The sequence below is a fragment of the Meiothermus sp. genome (assembly GCF_026004115.1).
In the GTDB taxonomy this organism is placed as follows: Bacteria; Deinococcota; Deinococci; order Deinococcales; family Thermaceae; genus Meiothermus.
Genome location: NZ_BPIM01000001.1, coordinates 349104 through 367927 on the forward strand (window position 1 = coordinate 349104; position 18824 = coordinate 367927).

Annotated in this window: 16 protein-coding genes; 4 read left to right on the plus strand and 12 right to left on the minus strand. The window is 59.2% G+C overall.

Features of this window, described 5'->3' with window-relative positions; all coding sequences use genetic code 11:
* Window positions 1-49: 49 nt before the first annotated feature.
* The 4 genes from Q0X23_RS01680 to ispH form a co-directional block, all read right to left on the minus strand.
* Entirely contained in the window at window positions 50-2956 is a 2907-nt protein-coding gene (locus Q0X23_RS01680) for an AAA family ATPase (RefSeq protein WP_297858673.1), read from the minus strand.
* A 372-nt stretch (window positions 2957-3328) separates the two neighbouring features.
* Window positions 3329-3649: a hypothetical protein gene (locus Q0X23_RS01685; protein WP_297858674.1), complete on the minus strand. Its 321-nt coding sequence runs from the start codon at window positions 3647-3649 to the stop codon at window positions 3329-3331.
* Window positions 3650-4045: 396 nt separating this feature from the next.
* The gene (dusA, locus tag Q0X23_RS01690; protein ID WP_297858675.1) at window positions 4046-5062 is read right to left on the minus strand and encodes a tRNA dihydrouridine(20/20a) synthase DusA; all 1017 of its coding nucleotides are present in this window, start codon (window positions 5060-5062) and stop codon (window positions 4046-4048) included.
* Between the two features lie 26 nt (window positions 5063-5088).
* On the minus strand, window positions 5089-6117 hold the full coding sequence (gene ispH / locus Q0X23_RS01695) for a 4-hydroxy-3-methylbut-2-enyl diphosphate reductase (RefSeq protein ID WP_297858676.1): 1029 nt from the start codon (window positions 6115-6117) through the stop codon (window positions 5089-5091).
* A 232-nt stretch (window positions 6118-6349) separates the two neighbouring features.
* Between ispH and Q0X23_RS01700 the strand changes: the two genes are divergently transcribed.
* On the plus strand, window positions 6350-6919 hold the full coding sequence (locus Q0X23_RS01700; protein ID WP_297858677.1) for an NUDIX hydrolase: 570 nt from the start codon (window positions 6350-6352) through the stop codon (window positions 6917-6919).
* Between the two features lie 2 nt (window positions 6920-6921).
* Here the strand turns inward: Q0X23_RS01700 and Q0X23_RS01705 are convergent, their stop codons facing one another.
* The 7 genes from Q0X23_RS01705 to Q0X23_RS01735 form a co-directional block, all read right to left on the minus strand.
* Complete coding sequence (locus Q0X23_RS01705) at window positions 6922-8430, minus strand: carboxypeptidase M32 (RefSeq protein ID WP_297858678.1); 1509 nt, start codon at window positions 8428-8430, stop codon at window positions 6922-6924.
* A 192-nt stretch (window positions 8431-8622) separates the two neighbouring features.
* Window positions 8623-9471: a carbohydrate ABC transporter permease gene (locus Q0X23_RS01710; RefSeq protein WP_186814664.1), complete on the minus strand. Its 849-nt coding sequence runs from the start codon at window positions 9469-9471 to the stop codon at window positions 8623-8625.
* On the minus strand, window positions 9461-10342 hold the full coding sequence (locus Q0X23_RS01715) for a carbohydrate ABC transporter permease (protein ID WP_297858679.1): 882 nt from the start codon (window positions 10340-10342) through the stop codon (window positions 9461-9463). The genes Q0X23_RS01710 and Q0X23_RS01715 overlap by 11 nt, the downstream gene beginning before the upstream one ends.
* 583 nt (window positions 10343-10925) lie before the next feature.
* Complete coding sequence (locus Q0X23_RS01720; RefSeq protein WP_297858680.1) at window positions 10926-12197, minus strand: ABC transporter substrate-binding protein; 1272 nt, start codon at window positions 12195-12197, stop codon at window positions 10926-10928.
* A 667-nt stretch (window positions 12198-12864) separates the two neighbouring features.
* Entirely contained in the window at window positions 12865-14223 is a 1359-nt protein-coding gene (locus Q0X23_RS01725) for an NAD(P)(+) transhydrogenase (Re/Si-specific) subunit beta (RefSeq protein ID WP_297858681.1), read from the minus strand.
* Between the two features lie 65 nt (window positions 14224-14288).
* Complete coding sequence (locus Q0X23_RS01730; RefSeq protein WP_013014151.1) at window positions 14289-14582, minus strand: NAD(P) transhydrogenase subunit alpha; 294 nt, start codon at window positions 14580-14582, stop codon at window positions 14289-14291.
* Window positions 14582-15709, minus strand: a complete 1128-nt coding sequence (locus tag Q0X23_RS01735; protein WP_297858682.1) for a Re/Si-specific NAD(P)(+) transhydrogenase subunit alpha — start codon at window positions 15707-15709, stop codon at window positions 14582-14584. Before Q0X23_RS01735 ends, Q0X23_RS01730 begins: the two co-directional genes overlap by 1 nt.
* A 152-nt stretch (window positions 15710-15861) precedes the next feature.
* Here Q0X23_RS01735 and Q0X23_RS01740 point away from each other — a divergent pair, with 152 nt between their 5' ends.
* The 3 genes from Q0X23_RS01740 to Q0X23_RS01750 all read left to right on the plus strand — a co-directional run bounded on the left by Q0X23_RS01740 (window position 15862) and on the right by Q0X23_RS01750 (window position 18494).
* Window positions 15862-16605: an SDR family NAD(P)-dependent oxidoreductase gene (locus Q0X23_RS01740; RefSeq protein ID WP_297858683.1), complete on the plus strand. Its 744-nt coding sequence runs from the start codon at window positions 15862-15864 to the stop codon at window positions 16603-16605.
* A 114-nt stretch (window positions 16606-16719) separates the two neighbouring features.
* Window positions 16720-17727, plus strand: a complete 1008-nt coding sequence (locus Q0X23_RS01745) for an aldo/keto reductase (RefSeq protein WP_297858684.1) — start codon at window positions 16720-16722, stop codon at window positions 17725-17727.
* Between the two features lie 119 nt (window positions 17728-17846).
* Complete coding sequence (locus Q0X23_RS01750; RefSeq protein WP_297858685.1) at window positions 17847-18494, plus strand: hypothetical protein; 648 nt, start codon at window positions 17847-17849, stop codon at window positions 18492-18494.
* Here Q0X23_RS01750 and Q0X23_RS01755 read toward each other — a convergent pair.
* Entirely contained in the window at window positions 18491-18823 is a 333-nt protein-coding gene (locus tag Q0X23_RS01755) for a hypothetical protein (protein ID WP_297858686.1), read from the minus strand. The two genes, Q0X23_RS01750 and Q0X23_RS01755, sit on opposite strands and share 4 nt — an antisense overlap.
* Window position 18824: the final 1 nt, after the last annotated feature.

An 18824-nucleotide genomic window follows, 5' to 3' on the forward strand; every position in this document is an offset into this window, starting at 1 on the left:
GGGCTCTACACGTACCGCCTTCGACTCCGAAGGCGGTACGCTCATTGACTTATCCTGGCTGCCCCGTTCGTAGGGCTTCTACAAATTCCCGCCAAACGTAGCCTGGAATCGCCTGGCGGTTGATTTGGGAAAGCAAGGGTATCACCTCGGCAATTTGCGTCTGGGTGCCGTGTTTGAGTACGGCGATCAGCACCCGCACCCGCCCTCGGTCCATCTCAGATTCCTGGACCAGGGCCAAAGCCCGCTGCAAGGCTTCCCGAGACTTCTGATTTTGGCCTGTGGACGCATAGAGATCGGCTAGATAGCCCAGCGCGACGCAACAGTTGGAGGGATCCGTGGAGGAATGGAGTACCTCTTCAAACATGCCAATGGCTTCCTGCAGGCGACCCAAATCGAGGTAGGCCTTACCCAGGTTGATGCGCAAGATATCACTGCCATCGAAAGCTCCGAGACTCAAACAGACCTCGGCTTCGGCAAGGGCTTGCTCAGGCTGGCCAAGCTCGAGGCAGCAGTAAAGCAGGTTGGCGCTGGCCCAAACCTGCCAGTGCCGATCGTTGGCGGCCTTCGCTGTATAGAGCGCCCGATGGTACATGGGCAGGGCAGCTTCAAACCGCCCCAATCCACACAGCAGCCATCCGGTGTTGGAATACAAGCTAGCAAGGGTACCGCTGGGGGGCTCCCCGGTCATCTGGGACAGCTGCGCTTCCAACAGTGGCAGGGCCTCCGCCTGCTGACCCATTAATGCCGCCATGTTAGCAAAGGCCAAGACTGCTCTTAATCGGGTGGAGACAGGCGCCCCTTCGGTGAGCTGGAGCAATCGCTGAGCATTCTGCCGAGCCTCCTGCAAGAGCCCCTCACGGATCAAAAGATGCACCCAGATAGAAAGGACATAAGGCTCCAAAGGGCTCTGGCGTACCTGCGCCACAAGGGGCTCGAGCACGCTTCGGCAATCCGCATAACGGCCTAAACACAACAAGGCATCGGCCTGCTGCATGCGCAGCTCGGGTCGGTCCTCGACTGGGAGAACTCGCTCCAGCAAACCCAAGGCCTCGGCATACATACCTCGCTGGCTATAGGAGTGCGCTGCCTCTTGCCACATACTTGCAGCTTTTTGTGGCATACCTGCCCTCCACCAGTGCTCGGCCACCACCAGAGGCTCCGTCTTGCCTTCTAAGACTTTAGCCCACGCGCGGTGGAGTATCTCCCGACGTCTTTGAGATATCGAAGCATAGAAGCTCTGACGAATCAGGTCGTGTACAAAGCTCGAGCCACTCACAATCCCTGCTTGCATGGCCTCTTCTATCGCCTCTGCCACAGCCATCTCGGACAACCCAGCCACCTGGCCCAATAAATCCGGATTGAACTCGATTTGCAGCACACTGGCAGTTTGCAAGACCCGCTGGGTGGATTCCCTTAAAGGAGCGATACGCCGTTGCACCAACTCGCCAATCTGGCTAGGTACCTCGAGCTCGGAATAATCTTGGGTGAGCGTGTCAAGTAGGGTGGTCCACACACCCCCCTCAACCCGCAGTGTTTGGCGCTCAAATAAGTCGCGTAGCACCTCGAGCACAAAAAAGGGGTTACCTCCGCTCAGTTTATAAAGCCAGCGCGCAAACAGAGGGGGGCCTTCCTTCTGGTCAATCAAGTCGGCTAAGAGCTGCTGGATCTGCTCTAGCCCCAAAAGATCTAGCTCAATCTCTAGCAGTTTATGCGTTGAGCGCAAGGCCGCTATGGTCCTAGCGAGGGGGCTTTGCACTTCGCTTATCCGGTATGCACCAGCCACGCGCCGATGCCCTCGGGTCGCCAGCAGGACCAAAAGCTCGAGGGTCGACCCATCGGCCCATTGCAAATCGTCAAAAACCAACGTTTGCGCCTCATGCTCAAGAGCCACAGCCAGCCCCTCCATCAGCCGCAGCTTGGCACTCAAGGGATCACCCTGAGCCGCAGCGGTCGGTGTGCCCATATCGGGGAAAAGGCGGGCCACGTCATCGCGGTACGGCCCCAAGCTCTGTAATTTGGCCAAACGTGGCTTGAAATACTCGACCACTGGATACAAGGGCAGGTTTTCCAGGCCCTCATGGCATTGAATTACCACGGCCTGCGGAAAACATTCCTGGAGCAGACGGGTCTTGCCCACACCGGGCTCACCAGCCACCAGCACCATCGGTTGGGAATGGCTCCCGATGAGCTGTTGCTCGCGCTCACGGCCCACCATGCGAGGGGGCCTTTGCAGGCTCAGCGGTATGGCAGCCTGAGCGGGAACTGCCTCCTGCGCCAAAGATGTTACCTGGGTAATCTGTTCAGCCAGTCGCGAGGTATTTTCTAGGGGCTCGAGGCCCAGCTCCTGGCGAAGATGCAAGGCAAAAGCTTGATAGGCTGCAAGGGCCTTATCGCGTTGGCCAGACAGGTAGGCTTGCTTCATATACGCCGCCAACACATCCTCGGCCAGGGGGTCTTGCTCCAGTACATGGAGCAGCAAATGCGCGGCTTTACGATGCTCTCGCTGCAAACCAAGCTCCTGGCTCTCCCGCATGGCCGCTTCCTGCCAGGCCCTGAGTAAGCTTGTTCTCTCAACCTCACACCAGGCTTCAAACCCTGAGACATCGGCTACCCGAAAGCCTTCCAGGAAAGGAGCTTGGTGTAAACGAATCGCCTCGGCCCAGTCTCCTCTACCAATTGCATTGCGAAACGCCTGGACATCGGTAGGAGTAGACCAGCGCAAGCGGGTGTTTTCGACCTCGAGTCCTGCAGCCCACGGCAAGGCCTTGGCACGATTCAGCAGTACCCGCAAGCGTTTCCGCGCATCAATCTCTACATCCTCGGGATAAAAAAGCGCCGCCAACTCTTCCCGGTCTAACCAGTCGCCTCGGAAGGCCAGAAAAATCAGCAGGCAAACAGGCTTGGTAGGCGGCAGCCTCAGGCTGCCCCAGCGAGGCAGACCCAGCATGTAAAGCATGTTCAAAGTGTACTTTAACGCAAACAGGCAACCGCTATTTCCCCTAAATAATGCTGTTTCCGTCAACGTACAGGCGGCCCGGCCCCGGGTACCGCGCCAGCAGGATTCCATTGCTCGTATGGCTTCTTGGCACTCAACGCGAAAGTTGCAAAATTACCTTCCGGGTTCCCCTTCTGGCTGTGGGGCCGGGAGTAGGGGCCGTAACTCAGTCGATCGGGGTAGTCAAACTCGTACCGGCCCTTGGCCTCGTTGTAGGTGGGGTCCATATCGGCATCGGCCTGTTTGTGCCGCTGGGTGGATGGACAAACCGACCTCCGGTTCAAGCACTTCACACAAGGGTAGGTATTCCGGTTACAAACTGATGTACTGCCATCACGGAAAAGGCCTGACCGAAGACCAGGCCAGCCCCTGCGACCCCACCGTGCCCAGCAGCTCGTACCAGCCGGGCTTGAGCCCGAGGGGCACAGGAAAACTGGCCGGAAGGGCCCGGAACTTGTTGCCATCGAAGTAGGCCACCACCCGCACCTGGTTTTGTTCGCCGGCAGCTCGCAGGGCCAGGAAGGGATCCGAGCGGTTACTGGAAAGCCAGGCGCTGACGTGCTGGTACTGCGAAGCTCCCACCAGGCTGGCGGGGCCTTGATAGAAGGCCCAGGGCACGGGGCTATGCAGCTTAACTTCGGTAGCGACAAACACGGGGTAAGCAGAAAATTAACAGCCCGCTGGGGGCTACCCTGCTGGTGCACAGGTAATACCAGATTCGGTTAGTTCGGCGCCGGATGGCGGCGAACTAACCGGGCCGAAGTTATCCGCGTAGCGGAGGGCGATACCGCCCCTTGGAAGTTATCTGCGTAGCGGAGGGCGTAAGCCCCTTTGGAAGGGTGAGGCTTTTTTCGCCGACCGTTCGGGAGGGGGTGTGCTCTAGGATTCAAAAAGATAGCCTCTGGGGGATCTTTGGTTTGGATGATTATCTTTTTGAATCCGGTATACCTTGTTTTGCAGCACCTTTTTAAGCACGTGGATTGCCCAGAATTGCGATGTGCGGCTCATTGAGAGAGACTGTTCGCATACCGAATTCCCGGTTACCGACTGCTAAGCCAGAACCTCTTCTTTACGCCGCTCGGTTTCGGCTTTCACGCGCTCGAGGGCCTCTTGCAACACCTGGACCCCGGCCCCCCGCCGGCAGGCCCGCTCAGAAAGCCACCTGCGCCACAAACGGCCTCCGGGCTGCCCTTTGAACAGGCTGAGCATGTGCCGGGCGATGGCCCAGAGGGGTGTGCCCTGCTCAAGCTGGGTCTCGGCGTAACGCAGCATGGCCTGGGCGACCTCGAGGCGAGTAGGAGCATGGGCCAGCCCAAATAGCCTGGAGTCGGCTCGCTCGAGCACGAAGGGATCTTCGTAAACCGCCCGCCCCAGCATGACCCCATCCACCCGCTTAAGGTGTACCTCCACCTCATCCAGCGTTCGCACCCCCCCGTTGAGCACAACCGTCAGGTGGGGGAAATCCTGCTTGAGGCGGTATACCCACTCGTAGCGCAGGGGCGGAACGGTGCGGTTTTCGGCAGGCGACAGCCCCTTTAGGTAAGCCTTGCGGGCATGGATGACAAAAACCTCGATGCCCACCCCAGCCAGTTTTTCGATGAAACGGGCCACGTAGCCGTAGTCCTCCAGCTCATCGACCCCCAGGCGGTGCTTGGCCGTAACCGGAATCTTCACCGCCTGCCGCATGGCGGCCATGCAGTCGGCCACCAGGTCGGGCGAAAGCATCAAGCAGGCCCCAAACCCACCCCCCTGTACCCGCTCGGAGGGGCAGCCCAGGTTCAGGTTGATTTCGTCGTAGCCCCATTCTTCCCCTATCCGAGCGGCCTCGGCCAGCTTTTGCGGCACCGAGCCCCCCAGCTGTAAGGCTACCGGGTGCTCTTCGGGGTTGAAATTGAGCAGCTTGGGGCGGTGGCCCAGCAAAATGGACTGATCCACCACCATCTCGGTATAAAGCCGCGTCCGCCGGGTAATCTGCCGCAATAAATAGCGAAAATGCCGGTCTGTCCAGTCCAGCATGGGTGCGACAGATAACAGGTAAGGGCTTTGCTGAAGCAGGGGGCTGTTCATTGCAGCTTACGAAATTTTTCTGACGTCTAGGCCCGGCTGGCCAGAACTTCCTGGGGCGATACCCGCTTGGGCTCACGGAATTCGATGTCTTCCCACTCCCCTTCCTCGATAACCTCGAGGGCCGGGTTCTGCTGCTTGAAGTAAGCCACCACTTCCTGCACCAGGTCGTCCGGGGTGGAGGCCGCCGAGGTAATACCTATAGCCCGCACACCCTCGAGCCACTCGGGCCGCAGGTCTGCAACCGTATTGATGCGCTCGGCCCGCCCTACCAGGCTTTGGGCCAGCTCCAGGAGGCGCATGCCGTTGGAGGAGGTGGGGCTGGTCAGCACCAGGAACATATCCACCTGCGGCGCAATCTGCTTGACAGCATCCTGGCGGTTTTTGGTGGCGTAGCACAGGTCGTGGCGGCTGGGGACGACCAGCTCGGGAAAGCGCCGCTTGAGGATGTCAACAGTAGCCAGGGTATCGTCCACCGAAAGGGTGGTCTGGGTCAGCACCACCACCTTTTCAGGGTCGGGCACCTCGACGGTGTGGGGGTCGGCCAGGCGAGGATCACGGCCCACATGGGTATGTACGGCCACCAGAATGGTGTTCTCGGGGGCTTCGCCGCGGGTACCTTTGATTTCCTGGTGATCTGCCGAGTCACCGATTAGCAGAATGGTATAGCCCTCGCGGGCATAGCGCTTGGCCTCGCTGTGAACTTTGGTTACCAGCGGACAGGTAGCGTCAATCTGGTACAGGTTGCGCTCCGCCGCCTCGGTTCGCAGCCAGGGGGGAATCCCGTGGGCTGAGAAAACCACGGTTTCGTTCAGTTTTTTACCCGTGCTGGCAAGCTCAGAGCGCAGTTGTTCGACCTCGGCCAGGTCTTCGACAAAATGCACACCATGCCGTTCTTGCAGGCGTTTGACCACCACATCGTTGTGAACGATGGCATGGTAGACCACCAGTTCGCCCTCGTCGCGCAATTCCCTAGCCGCCTTCTCTACGGCCTCGATGGCCATGACCACCCCGGCACAAAAACCCCTGGGCTTGGCCAGAAAAATTTTCTCCACCATACCGAGAGCTTACCTTAGCACAGGGCGGTCAGCGGCTATGTAATACCAGATTCGGTTAGTTCGGCGCCGTATGGCGGCGAACTAACCCGACCGAAGGGAGTACTCTAGGATTCAAAAAGATAGCCTCTGGGAGATCTTTGGTTTGGATGATTATCTTTTTAAATCCGGTATAAGTTGATGCCAACAAGAAACGGGGCAAATTCAATCGCGCAGATTATGGTAGTTTTCTTGCATGCAGCAAGAGTTACTGGAGTTGACCCAGCGCTTTGGCAGACCTTATGAAATCACCGAGAATCTGAGCACAAACTCCTATTTGGCGTTTAGCAGAACCCGTATTGCAGAAGTCTGTCTGGTGTACCAGCGACCCAGTGGTAAGTTTCTGACCATCACCAAACCCTTCTATCCTGCTGGGGTCTACCGCTTGCCCACTGGAAGCATATTGCCCGGTGAATCGGTGCTGGAGGCCCTCGAGCGCGAAAGTTGGGAGGAAACCGGACTACAAGCCCAAATTCTGCGCTATCTGGCCCACATTACCTATCAACACAACGAAGGCCGCCTGTTCCATAGCTACGTTTTTCTGCTGGCCGTCGAAGGCACCCCACGACCACAGGATCACCTCGAGCAAATCAGCGATTTTCGAGAGGTTTCCGCGCCGGATCTGCTGGAAATTGCCCTGAACCTCGAGGGCCTACCCCCCGATTTCTCCAAAGAACTGGGTGCTACCTGGGCCGACTGGGGTAAGTTCAGGGCGGTAGTTCATCAGGTCGCTGCTCAGGCGCTTACCCAGCATCAGGCTTTTTGAGGTCACAACGCATACAGCATTCCAAATTTGCGGTTCAGATACTCCACCAGGTACTGCGGGTTGAGGTCTTCGCCCGTCACCTGCTTTAGCAGGTCGCGGGGCCAGTAGCGGCTCCCCTGGTGATGAATCTTTTGCCGGGTCCAGTTGAGCAAGGGCGCAAACTCGCCTCGCTCAAACTGAGCTTCCAGCGGCCCCAGGTCTTTTTCGGCCTGCACAAACAGCTGCGCCCCATACAGGTTACCCAGTGAATAGGTAGGGAAATAACCAATCAGTCCCGCCGACCAGTGCACATCCTGCATCACCCCATCCCGGATTTCAGGTGCACGAACCCCCAGATAAGCCTGGTACTTGGCATCCCAGGCTTCGGGGGCGTCGTCTACATCCAGCTCGCCGCGCAACAAAGCCAGCTCGATCTCAAAGCGAATAAGGATGTGCAGGTTGTAGGTCACTTCATCAGCCTCCACCCGGATCAAGCTGGGCTCCACCGCATTGATAGCGAAATGGAAATCTTCCAGACTTACATCGAGCAGCGATTCGAAGCGCTGCTGGGCCGTGGGCCAGAAGTAGCGCCAGAAGCCCAGGCTACGCCCCACCAGGTTTTCCCAGGTGCGGCTTTGCGACTCGTGCATGCCCAGGGAGATTTCGCTCCCCATGGGCGTTCCAAAATGTTCGGCCAGCAAGCCCTGCCCGTACAATCCATGGCCCATCTCGTGCACAATGCCAAAAAAACCCGCGTTGAAGTAATGCTCAAAGTAGCGGGTGGTCAGGCGCACATCGCCAGGGCCAATCCCCTGCATGAAGGGGTGGGCTACTACATCGAGTCGCCCGGCTTCCAGGTCGAAGCCAATTTTGGTAATGACCTCCTTACCGAAAGCCTCCTGGGCGGCCTGGGGAAAGTGGCGGCGGAGTACCGAGGTATCGGGCCTGCGGGAGCTGCCCTTGATACGCCCCAGCAACTGTACGGTGGCCTCACGCAACTGCCCGAAGGTGGCCTCGAGCTGCCGGGCTGTGGCCCCCGGCTCATACTGGTCGAGCAAGGCATCGTAGCGTTCCTCTTTGTAGCCTATTGCGTCGGCGGCCTCACGGGTCAGGGCAAAAATCTTCTTTAGCACTGGCTTGAAGCCTTGCCAGTCGTTTCTGGGACGGGCCTCTTGCCAGATGGCTTCTCCCTCGCTGGTGGCCTGGGCCAGCTCTACGGCCAGACGCTCGGGAATTTTAGTCTGCAGGTCGTAGGCCCGCCGCCACTCCCGCACATTCACCGCCTCCACCGACTCGGGCGGCCCCAACCAGTCCGAACCCTCCACGATGGCGAGCATCTCCCCAATGCGGAGGTCGGTAGCCCGCTGGTGCAGCAGCCTGGCCAGCGTGGCCTGCATCATGGCGCGGTGGGGGTGGCCTTTTTTGGGAATATAGGCCGCCTGATCCCAACCCGCCAGTTTGCCAAACGAAGCCAGATAGGCCGTCTCTTTGCTGTGTTCCAAAAGCCAGCGGTACGCATCCTGGGCAGTCATACCGGCCCATCATATGCTTTTTGATACCGGATTCAAAAAGATAATCATCCAAACCAAAGATCTCCCAGAGGCTATCTTTTTGAATCCTTGAGCACTCCCTTCCAAGGGGCGGTATCGCCCTCCGCTACGCGGATAACTTCGGCCCTGTTAGTTCGCCACCATACGGCGCCGAACTAACCGAATCTGGTATGCTTATCCCTTGACTGCGCCCGCCGTCAAACCGGCCACAATGCGCTGCTGGAAGACTAGCACCAGGATCACCAGCGGCACCGTCACCACCACCGAAGCCGCCATAATCGAACCCCAGGGGATCTCGAAGGGGGTAGCCCCCCCAAAGGAAGCAATGGCCACCGGCACCGTCCGTACGTTATTACCGATGGTAAAGGTCAGGGCAAAAAGGTACTCGTTCCAGGCGGCAATAAAAGCCAGCAAGCCAGTAGTCACCAGACCGGGGCCGGTAAGGGGCAGCATGACCTGGAGCAGGGTCTGGATGGGGGTGGCCCCGTCCACGTAAGCAGCCTCCTCGAGCTCCCGCGGCAATCCGCGAAAATAGCCCGTTAGCACCCAGACCGTGAAGGGCAGGGTAAAAAGCAGGTACGAAAGAATCAAACCGGCGTGGGTATTGAAGAGGCCCGTCTCGCGCAGCAACACAAACATCCCCGAAAGCACCGAAACCTGGGGGAACATGGTCATGGCCAGCACGATGTAGAGCACTGCATTCTTGGGAGGAAAGCGCAAACGACCCAGCGCATAGGCCGCCATCACGCCCAGCACCAGACAAATCAGGGTGGCCCCCCCGGCCACAATCAAGGAGTTGAGCAGGTTACGTCCAAAGGCGGCCCCGCTAAACACGTTCTGGTAGTGGGTCAGGGTGAAGGGAATTGGTAAAAAGCTGGGATTGGAGCTGAAGAGGGCATCGCTGGTCTTGAAGCTGCTGATGACCGCCCAATAGAACGGAAACACACTGTATATAACGATAAAAACCACCAGCGCGTAGAACAGTACCCGCCCCGCGTAGTAACCCAGACCTTTAGTCCTCACCGCGCACCCCCCGTCCGGCCATACGCATATACAAGAACACAAAGATGAAGATAATCACCAGGATGGCCACCGATACCGTGGAACCATAACCCAAGTCCTGAAAGTCAATCAGGGTCTGGCGGTTGTAGATGGCCAGGCTTCGGGTGGCGGTGTTCACCCCTACCATCACAAAAATCACGTCGAAGACCCGCAGTGCATCCAGGGTACGGAAAATAAGGGCCACCACCAAAGCTGGGGTCAGGAGCGGCAGGGTCAGCGTCCAGAACTGCTGCCACTTGCTCGCACCGTCAATATCGGCCGCCTCGTAGATGTCACTGGGAATGAGTTGCAAGCCCGCCAGCAGCAACAAGGCCATGAAGGGTGTGGTTTTCCAGACGTCTACCGCCACCATCGCCCACAGCACCGTGTTGGGGTTGGCCAGGAAGGCAATCTTGTTGGCCACCAGGCCGGTGTTGACCAGGATTACGTTAATCACTCCGTAGATGTCGTTGAGCATCCACTGCCACATCTTGGCCGAGACCACTGTGGGGATGGCCCAGGGAATCAGGATGGCGGCCCGCACGATACCGCGCCCCTTGAAGTTGGAGTGAATTACCAGGGCAATGGCCAGACCCAGCACGGTCTCGAGGAAAACCGAAACAAAAGTAAAGCGCAAGGTATTCCAGAGAGCCCCTCTAAAATCGGGGTCCTGCAGCAGAAAAAGGTAGTTCTTGAAACCCACAAACTCGGTGGGCTCTACAAACGAGATGTCGGCCCGGTGAAACGAGTAATAAAACACCTGGGCCAGCGGATAACCTGCCACAAAGGCCACTACTAGCAGTGTGGGCAAGACTAGCAGCCAGGCCAAGCGGGTTTGCCGAACAGTGAGCATCTATATCCACCTCCACCCTAGTGCACCGGTAGCTTATTTTGCTGCATGTTTTGAAGCACGTGGATTACCCCATATTGCGATGGCGGCTCATTGAGAGGGACTGCTGTGTGTACCGAATTCCCGGTTACCAGACCACTAGCCGACCTTCACAAGTGGCTTGGCGAGATTGTTCCAAAACACAGGTACTATATCGGTTCGAGTAGCTGAATTCAAAAATTCGCCAAACATGCACCATAGGCCTATACCCCAACAACAAATAGCTATACGCGAAATGCCAAATCTACCTACTTACACCAGATTCAGTTAGTTCGGCGCCGGATGGCGGCAAACTAACAGGGCCGAAGTTATCCGCGTAGCGGAGGGCGATACCGCCCCTTGGAAGGGAGTGCTCAAGGATTCAAAAAGATAGCCTCTGGGGGTCTTTGGTTTGGATGATTGTCTTTTTGAACCTGGTATTACCCACAAAGCAAGACCTGCGGCTTGGGAAGGTGCATTGGCGCTTTTGAAAGGCTTAATGCTTTGCTACGAAAGAATGGGGCCGGATATCCGACCCCATTCCCCAACAAGGCTGTGACTCTACAGCCTAGCGCAGAATGCGCCGGAAGGCGGCTTCCATGTCCCGCACGGCTTGGGCGGCGGGCTTGCGCCCGGTGATGGCTTCATGTACGCCGGTCCAGAAGGCTTCGGAGACCTGGTTATAGCGAGCACCGGCTACACCCGAAGGACGACCCACGGCGTTTTGGAAGACCGGCAGCAGATCTTTGAAGAAAGCGTTCTTGGCCAGCACCTGGGCGTCGTTGTAGAGCGCCGGGCGGGTGGGCAGACGCGACAGGCTGATGGCGTTGTCTTTCTGAACCTCCACGCTGGTCAGGTACTTGACCAGGTCGGCGGCCACCTTTTGGTTTTTGGAGTACGTAGAAACCATCAGTTGCCAGCCCCCCAGCGTAGCGGCATTGCGCCCGCCCGAGCCTGCGCCCCGAGGCAATACGGTCACGCCAATTTTGCCCCGCACGGCGCTGCCTTCAGACTGACCCAGACTATAAGCATAAGGCCAGTTGCGCATGAAGGCAGCGTTGCCCGACTGGAAGGCGTTGCGGGCCTCTTCTTCGGCGTAGCTGGTCACACCTGGAGGCGAAATGCGGCCTACCCAACTGCGTACCATGTTGAGGGCGGCAATGGCCTGGGCGTTGTTGATGCTGACCCGGCCATCGGGCTCGATGATACGACCCCCGCCCATGGAAAAAATCCACTCGAGGGCATCGCAGGTCAGGCCTTCGTAGGCTTTCCCCTGCCAGACAAAGCCCCAGAAGTCACGGTTACCTGCCTGGCGTTCGCCAGCCTGGATGCGGGTGGCTTGCTGGTCGAGTTCAGTCCAGGTCTGGGGCGGGCGCTGGAAGCCATACTTTTGCAGCAGGTCGGTGCGGTAGTAGAGCAGACCCGCATCGGTGAAGAAGGGGATCGAGGTCAGCTTGCCCCGGATGGTGTTGTTTTCCACGATGCGGGGGAAGAATTGGCTCAACTCAGCTTCGGTGAAGAACTGCTTGAGGTCGGCAGCGTGGGGCGCCACAATGCCAGGCCAGATTACGTCGATCATGTACACGTCAACATCGGCGCTGCGGGCTGCCCAGTATTGCTGGTACAAGGCCAGACGGTCGTTGGTATCTGCGGGTGAGTCGATGTACTCAATCTTGTTGCCGGTTTTCTGGGCCCACTCTTCCGACTTGGCCTTCATCCAGCGGCCACCCTCGCCCACCGCGGTCGAGTCACCTGCCACGCGGATGGTTACCCCTTGGGCGAAGGCCAACCCGCCCACAGTCAGGGTCAAGGCCAATGCACTTGCCAGCCATTTCTTCATGGTTCCTCCTGTTTCTTTGGAAGTGCTTCCATGCTTATCCGAACCACACCGGAAGAAACAAATTAGCCTTTTGGAAGAACTTCCTCCGGGAAGTCTATATCAGCCATCCTCCACTGTCAACCCAATACCAATCCGTAAGAAACAGCACAGGAACAATAAATATTGAAAAAACCAAGCCGTTTACCAAACAGCCCATTGGCCATTCGCGCAACCGGATCTCATCTGATACTGATACCAGTATCGCCTTGCCCAACATTACGCCTCTGACGCTGATACGTAATACCAGATTCGGTTAGTTCGGCGCCATACGGCGCCGAACTAACCCGACCGAAGGGAGTGCTCTAGGATTCAAAAAGATAGCCTCTGGGGGTGTTTGGTTTGGGTGATTATCTTTTTGAATCCGGTATAATATAACCGCACAGCCAACCCCGATAAACCGAGTACTCTTGGGAAACGCTCTAGTGCACAGGTAACTTATTTTGCGGTACGTGTTGAAGCACGTTGACTGCCCAAAATTGCGATGTGCGGCTTATTGAGAAGGACTGCTGCGTATACCGAATTTCTGGTTACGAGACCACTAGAAACAAGGGACTCAACCGGAACCGAACACCCCGCCGCGAGCCGATGTCAGCCCCCGCCAGCGCGTATCTTTTATCTTTTATAGCTTCTATAGCTTCTTGAGCGACTGCACCAGTTGCCCCAGCACCCCCTGGGCATCGCCATAGAGCATCCGGGTGTTATCGGCGTAGAATAGCTCGTTCTCCACCCCAGCGAAGCCCTTGCCCTGGCCGCGCTTGATGACAATGGCGTTCTTGGCCTTGTCCACATCCAGGATGGGCATCCCGTAGAGAGGGGAACCCTTGCGGTGGGCGGCAGGGTTGACCACGTCGTTGGCCCCAATCACCACCGCCACGTCGGCCTGGGGGAACTCGGGGTTGATGTCTTCCAGATCGTAGAGTTTGTCGTAGGCCACCCCGGCCTCGGCCAGCAGCACGTTCATGTGGCCCGGCATCCGGCCCGCCACGGGGTGAATGGCGTACTTGACCTCGATGCCCTTGGCCTCGAGCACATCCGCCACCTCGCGCAGCTTGTGCTGGGCCTGAGCCACCGCCATCCCGTAGCCCGGCACGAAGATGACCTTGGAGGCATAGGCCAGCATGACCGCCGCATCCTCCAGGTCAATGGGTTTGAGGCTGCCCTTGACCTCCGCCGCTTCCTGTTCCACCCCAAAGCCCCCCACCAGCACGCTCCAGAGGCTTCGGTTCATGGCCTTGGCCATCAGCAAGGTGAGCAGGGTGCCGGCCGCGCCCACCACCGTACCGGCCACAATCAGGGCCGCATTGCCAATGGCGAAGCCTTCGAAGCCCACCGCCAGACCGGTAAAGGCGTTGAAGAGGGAGATTACCACCGGCATGTCCCCCCCGCCAATGGGCAGGGTCATGAGCACCCCAAAACCCAAGGCCAGCAAAAAGAAAAACAAAATCGAAGGCCCCGGCTGCGAAAAGAGTACCCACACGGCCAGCAGCAAAGCCCCCACCCCTACCCCCGCATTGACCAGCTTCTGGGCCGGGAACTGAATAGGGCGGCTCGACATGAGGCCCTGGAGTTTGGCGAATGCAATCAGGCTGCCGGTAAACGAAACCGAGCCAATCAAGGCGCCCAGGATGGCCAGCAACTTGAGCCCCTGGGCCTCGCCAAACTCTCCTCGCAAAAGCTCCACCGCCGCAATGGCCCCGGCAGCCCCCCCGCCCATGCCGTTGTAGATGGCCACCATCTGGGGCATGTCGGTCATCTGCACGCGCTTGGCAGCAATCCAAGCCACCACCGTACCGATGATGACGGCCACCAGCATTAGAAGCTGGTTGTGCATGTTGGGAAGCAGAAAGGTAGCCAGCGTAGCCGCCACCATGGCCACCCCGGCCCAGATCACCCCGCTACGGGCTGTGTTGGGCGAGGACATACGCTTGAGGCCCAGAATAAACAGAAGCGCCGTCAGGAAGTAGATAAGCTCAACAAAGTTTTCCATGGCGAAAAATAGCATTGGGCGATAACCAGTAAGCCCACAGAAGGCTCGCTGCTATCGGTTATGCGCTATTGGCCCCCTTTCGGCTTGCGCTCGAACATTTCCAGCATTCGTTCGGTTACGGCATAGCCGCCCGCAGCATTGGCGGCCCCCAGGATTACTCCGAAGAAGCCGATGGCCTGCTCGAGGGGCGTCTCGGCGTGGCCCAGCACCACCATGGCCCCTACCACCACAATGCCGTGAATAAAGTTAGAGCCCGACATCAGGGGGGTGTGCAGAATCACCGGCACCCGGCTAATTACTTCGTAACCGGTAAAAGCCGCCAACAAAAAGATATAAAGCGCAGCCCAGGTCGAATCCATTACGCACCTCCGATGAGCGCCTTGGTCGGCGCATGGGTAATCTCGCCTTGGTGGGTCAGAAGCGCTCCGGCCAGAATTTCATCGCTCCAGTCGGGCGCGAGTTGACCGTCTTTGATCAGAAGCTTGGACAGATTGTAAAGGTTTTTGGCATACATCTCGCTGGCGTGCACCGAGAGCGCGCTGGGCAGGTTCAAAGGCCCCACAATCTTGACCCCATTCACCTCGACCGTCTTGCCGGGCTGGGTCAGCTCGCAGTTGCCCCCCGACTCGGCGGCCAGGTCTACAATTACCGCCCCCGGATGCATGCGCTCGACCATGTCCCTGGTAATCAGGATGGGCGCGTTGCGACCCGGAATCTGGGCGGTGGTGATAACCGCATCCATGTTGCCCACTTCTTTGGCCAGGGCTTCATGCTGGATTTTCTTTTCTTCCTCGGTAAGCTCGCGGGCATAGCCCCCTTCACCCTCGGCGCTGATGGGCAGCTCGATGACCTTGGCCCCCAGCGACAGGGCTTGCTCGGCTGCCGCCTTGCGGACGTCGTAGGCCCAGACATTAGCACCCAGACGACGCGCCGTAGCAATGGCCTGCAGGCCTGCTACGCCCACCCCCATTACCATCACTTTGGCCGGGCGGATAGTCCCCGCTGCGGTAGTGAGCATGGGAAAAAAGCGGCTGCTCTCGCGGGCCGCAATCAAGGCCGCCACGTAGCCGGCCACGGTGGCCTGGGAAGAAAGCACGTCCATGCTCTGGGCGCGGGTAATTCGGGGAACGAGCTCCATCGCCAGGGCCGAGAGTTTGCCGGTAGCCATAGCCTGCACCCGCGCCGGGCTGCGGTGGGGGTACATTAGGCCCGCCACAATGGTGCCGGGCTCGAGCTGTACCAGATCCAGTCGCTCCAAAGGTTGTACGGTAAAAACCACCTGTGCACCCTTGAAAAGCTCTTCCCTGGATACAATCTCGGCTCCTACGTTTCGGTACGCCTCATCGGAGTAGTACGCTTCGGCGCCCGCATCAGCCTCCAAGCGCACACCCCAGCCTTCCTTGATTAGACGGCCCGTAACCTCCGGTGTAAGCGCCACCCGGCGCTCGCCCGGAGCGGTTTCTTTGGGCACTGCGATTTGAACCATTCGACCTCCTACTAAAACCTGCCGCAGTTTGGTATACCTACTCCGCAGGGAAGTATACCAGTGCAGGGCCACTGAGCAACGTCCCGACGCCGAACATTGACCCCACTTCCGGTTGCTGAATACAATCACTTTTGTTCAGATAAGGAGTGCTTGTGGATTTCCAGGGGAAAGTTGTAGTCGTGACTGGGGGGGCCTCGGGTATGGGCGAGGCCTCGGCCCGGGCCTTTGCCAAAGCTGGGGCCCGGGTGGTGATCGTGGATCGCAACCAGGAGCGGGCCGAGCAGATAGCCAGGGAAGCAGGCGCTCTGGCCTGGGTGGGGGACGTGAGCGATTCGACCTTTTGCAACCGCGTGGTGGCCGAAACCCTGGCCCAGTACAGCCGACTGGACGTGCTGGTCAATGCGGCAGGCATTATTGTGCGGGCCCGCGGCGAGGACACCACCGATGAGCAGTGGAACCGCATCCTGGGGGTAAATGTGAGCGGCACTTTTTTCATGTGCCGGGCCGCCATTAAAGCCATGAAGCCCCAGGGCAGCGGGGCCATCGTCAACTTTGGCTCCATCTGGGGCGACCTGGGGGCCGACGGGGTGGCAGCCTACTGCGCAAGCAAGGGGGCTGTACACAACCTGACCCGCGCCCTGGCTTTGGAGCACGCCAAAGATGGCCTGCGCATCAACGCGGTCTGCCCCGGCGAGGTCAACACCCCCATGCTCTTGTCCGAGCGCAAAGAGCCGGTCACCCCCGCACTCTTGCAACGCCTGGCCGATACCGTGCCGATGGGCCGCCTGGCCGACCCGACCGAGATTGCCGAGGTGGTGCTCTTTCTGGCCTCGAGCAAAGCCAGCTACATGACCGGCTCGCTGGTGCTGGTGGATGCCGGCTTTGCAGCCCGGTAAGGGCTGGCTGCGGAGCCGCCGGCCCGCCATCGTCGAATATGGCTTGGTTTCGATGTCCTCTTGCTACAGCCTGTTACCAGGCGCATCTGTGCATAACACATAGGAGAGCTATCCATGGAATACCGCCATCTGGGCCGAACCGGCGTCAGGGTTGCACCACTGGCCCTGGGCACCGACAACATCTTGAACCCCACCCCAGAAGCCGAGGCCAGGAAGATGATCCTGCGGGCCCTCGAGGCCGGCATCAACCTGATTGACACCTCCAACAGCTACATGCAAGGCGAGGCCGAGCGGGTGATTGGGCTAACCCTCAAAGAAACTGGCCTGCGCGACCAGGTGCTTATTGCCACCAAGGCCCACTACCCCACCGGCCCCGGCCCCAACGACCGGGGAAACTCGAGGCTCCACCTGATGCGGGCCTGCGAGGACTCCCTGCGGCGGCTACAAACCGACTATATTGACCTCTACCAGCTGCACCGCCCGGTCTTCGACATGCCCATCGACGAGACCCTATCGGCCCTGACCGACCTGGTGCGCCAGGGCAAGGTTCGCTACATCGGCAGTTCGACGGCCCCGGCCTGGAAGGTGCTGGAGGGCATTCTGGTCAGCGAGCTGAAAGGCTATGTGCGCTTTGTTTCGGAGCAGCCACCCTACAACCTGCTGGATCGGCGCATCGAGAACGAGCTGATTCCCATGGCCCAGGCCTACAACCTGGCCATTCTGCCCTGGTCGCCCCTGGCCATGGGGATGCTGGCCGGTCGCTACGCCGACGAGGAGCTCCGACCGGAAGGCTCGCGTGCCAGCCTGCGCGGAGGAATTTACGCCGAGCGGGTCTCGCCCAGGGCCGTGCAGATGGGCAACCGTTTTGTGAAGCTGGCCCGCGAGGCCGGCTACGACCCCGCGCAACTGGCCATTTTGTGGGTCAAGGATCAGCCGGGCATCACCGCGCCCATCATCGGGCCCAAGAGTGTAGAGCAGCTCCAGCACCTGCTACCGGTGCTGGACATGACCCTGCCGGAGGATATTCAAGCGGCCTGCGACCGGCTGGTACCCCCGGGCAGCGCAGTGGCCAACTTCCACAACTCGGCCCCCTGGATGAAGATGCAGTTGGAGATAGGCTGAACCTTCGGGGTGGGCCTGATGCCTGTATCCGCTCGAGACCCCCCGCCCGCAAGGAGGGCTCGAGACCATAACGCCCACATAACGCTCCCTTGGCTATACTTTAACAAAAGGAGCCTGCCATGCGAAGCGTCCTCGGCATTCTAGCGTTGGTGGTTTTGGGCACAGCCGCCTGGGCCAGGTGTGACCATCCTTTCTACCCGGTGCGCGAGGGCTGGGTCTGGACGTACCGCTCGAGCCTGGACAATAGTACCTATACCATCCAGACCCTGGAGGTCAAAACAGAAAGCTTCATCCAGCGCTTTACCTTTAGCAGCTTCGGCTTCGACAGCCGCTGGACGTGCGACGCCAAGGGCCTCACCCAGCCCGAGTTCACTCAGTCTGGTCAGACCGGCTTGCAGATGAAGTTCAAAACCCGCAAAGCCACCGGGGTGGTACTGCCCCAGAACCTACGGGTGGGAAGTAGCTGGAACTACGGCTACGAGGTGAGCGGGGAGGCCCAGCAGGGCAACCAGACCATCCAGATGGAGCAGACCCTCAACACCACCAACAAAGTGGTAGGCCAGGAAAGCGTGAGCGTGCCTGCCGGACGCTTTACGGCCCTCAAAGTGGAGAGCACCCAGATCACCCGCGGCACCATGAAGATGGGAGGCCGGAGCATCCCCCTGAACCTGACCGTGAAAAGCACCTCCTGGTACGCCCCCAGCGTGGGGCTGGTGAAAGGCCAGAGCGAGGGCGTGGTCATCGAGTTGGTGAGCCTGAAGCGCTAGGCCCACCCCAGCGCCAGCCAGGCCCATACCCCCAGTGCGAACAGGGCCGCCAAACCCAGCAGCACCCTAAACACCCACACCAGGTAGCCAGCCCCAAAAAAGAGCACGGCCCCCACCCCTGCCATCCAGGCAGCGGCCACCGAGAGCTGGCGGGCCGCACCCTCCAGGAAGCCCGGTAAGTCCACCCGAACGCGCATCAGGTTTTTTTCCAGGTTGGGGTCAATGGTCTGGTTGGCCAGGGTGAAGGCCAGCCAGGCCAAAAGCACCCCCAGCACCACCAGCAGACCGCCCAGGAGCTCGAGCCAGGCCGAGGTCAAATTACCTTTCATG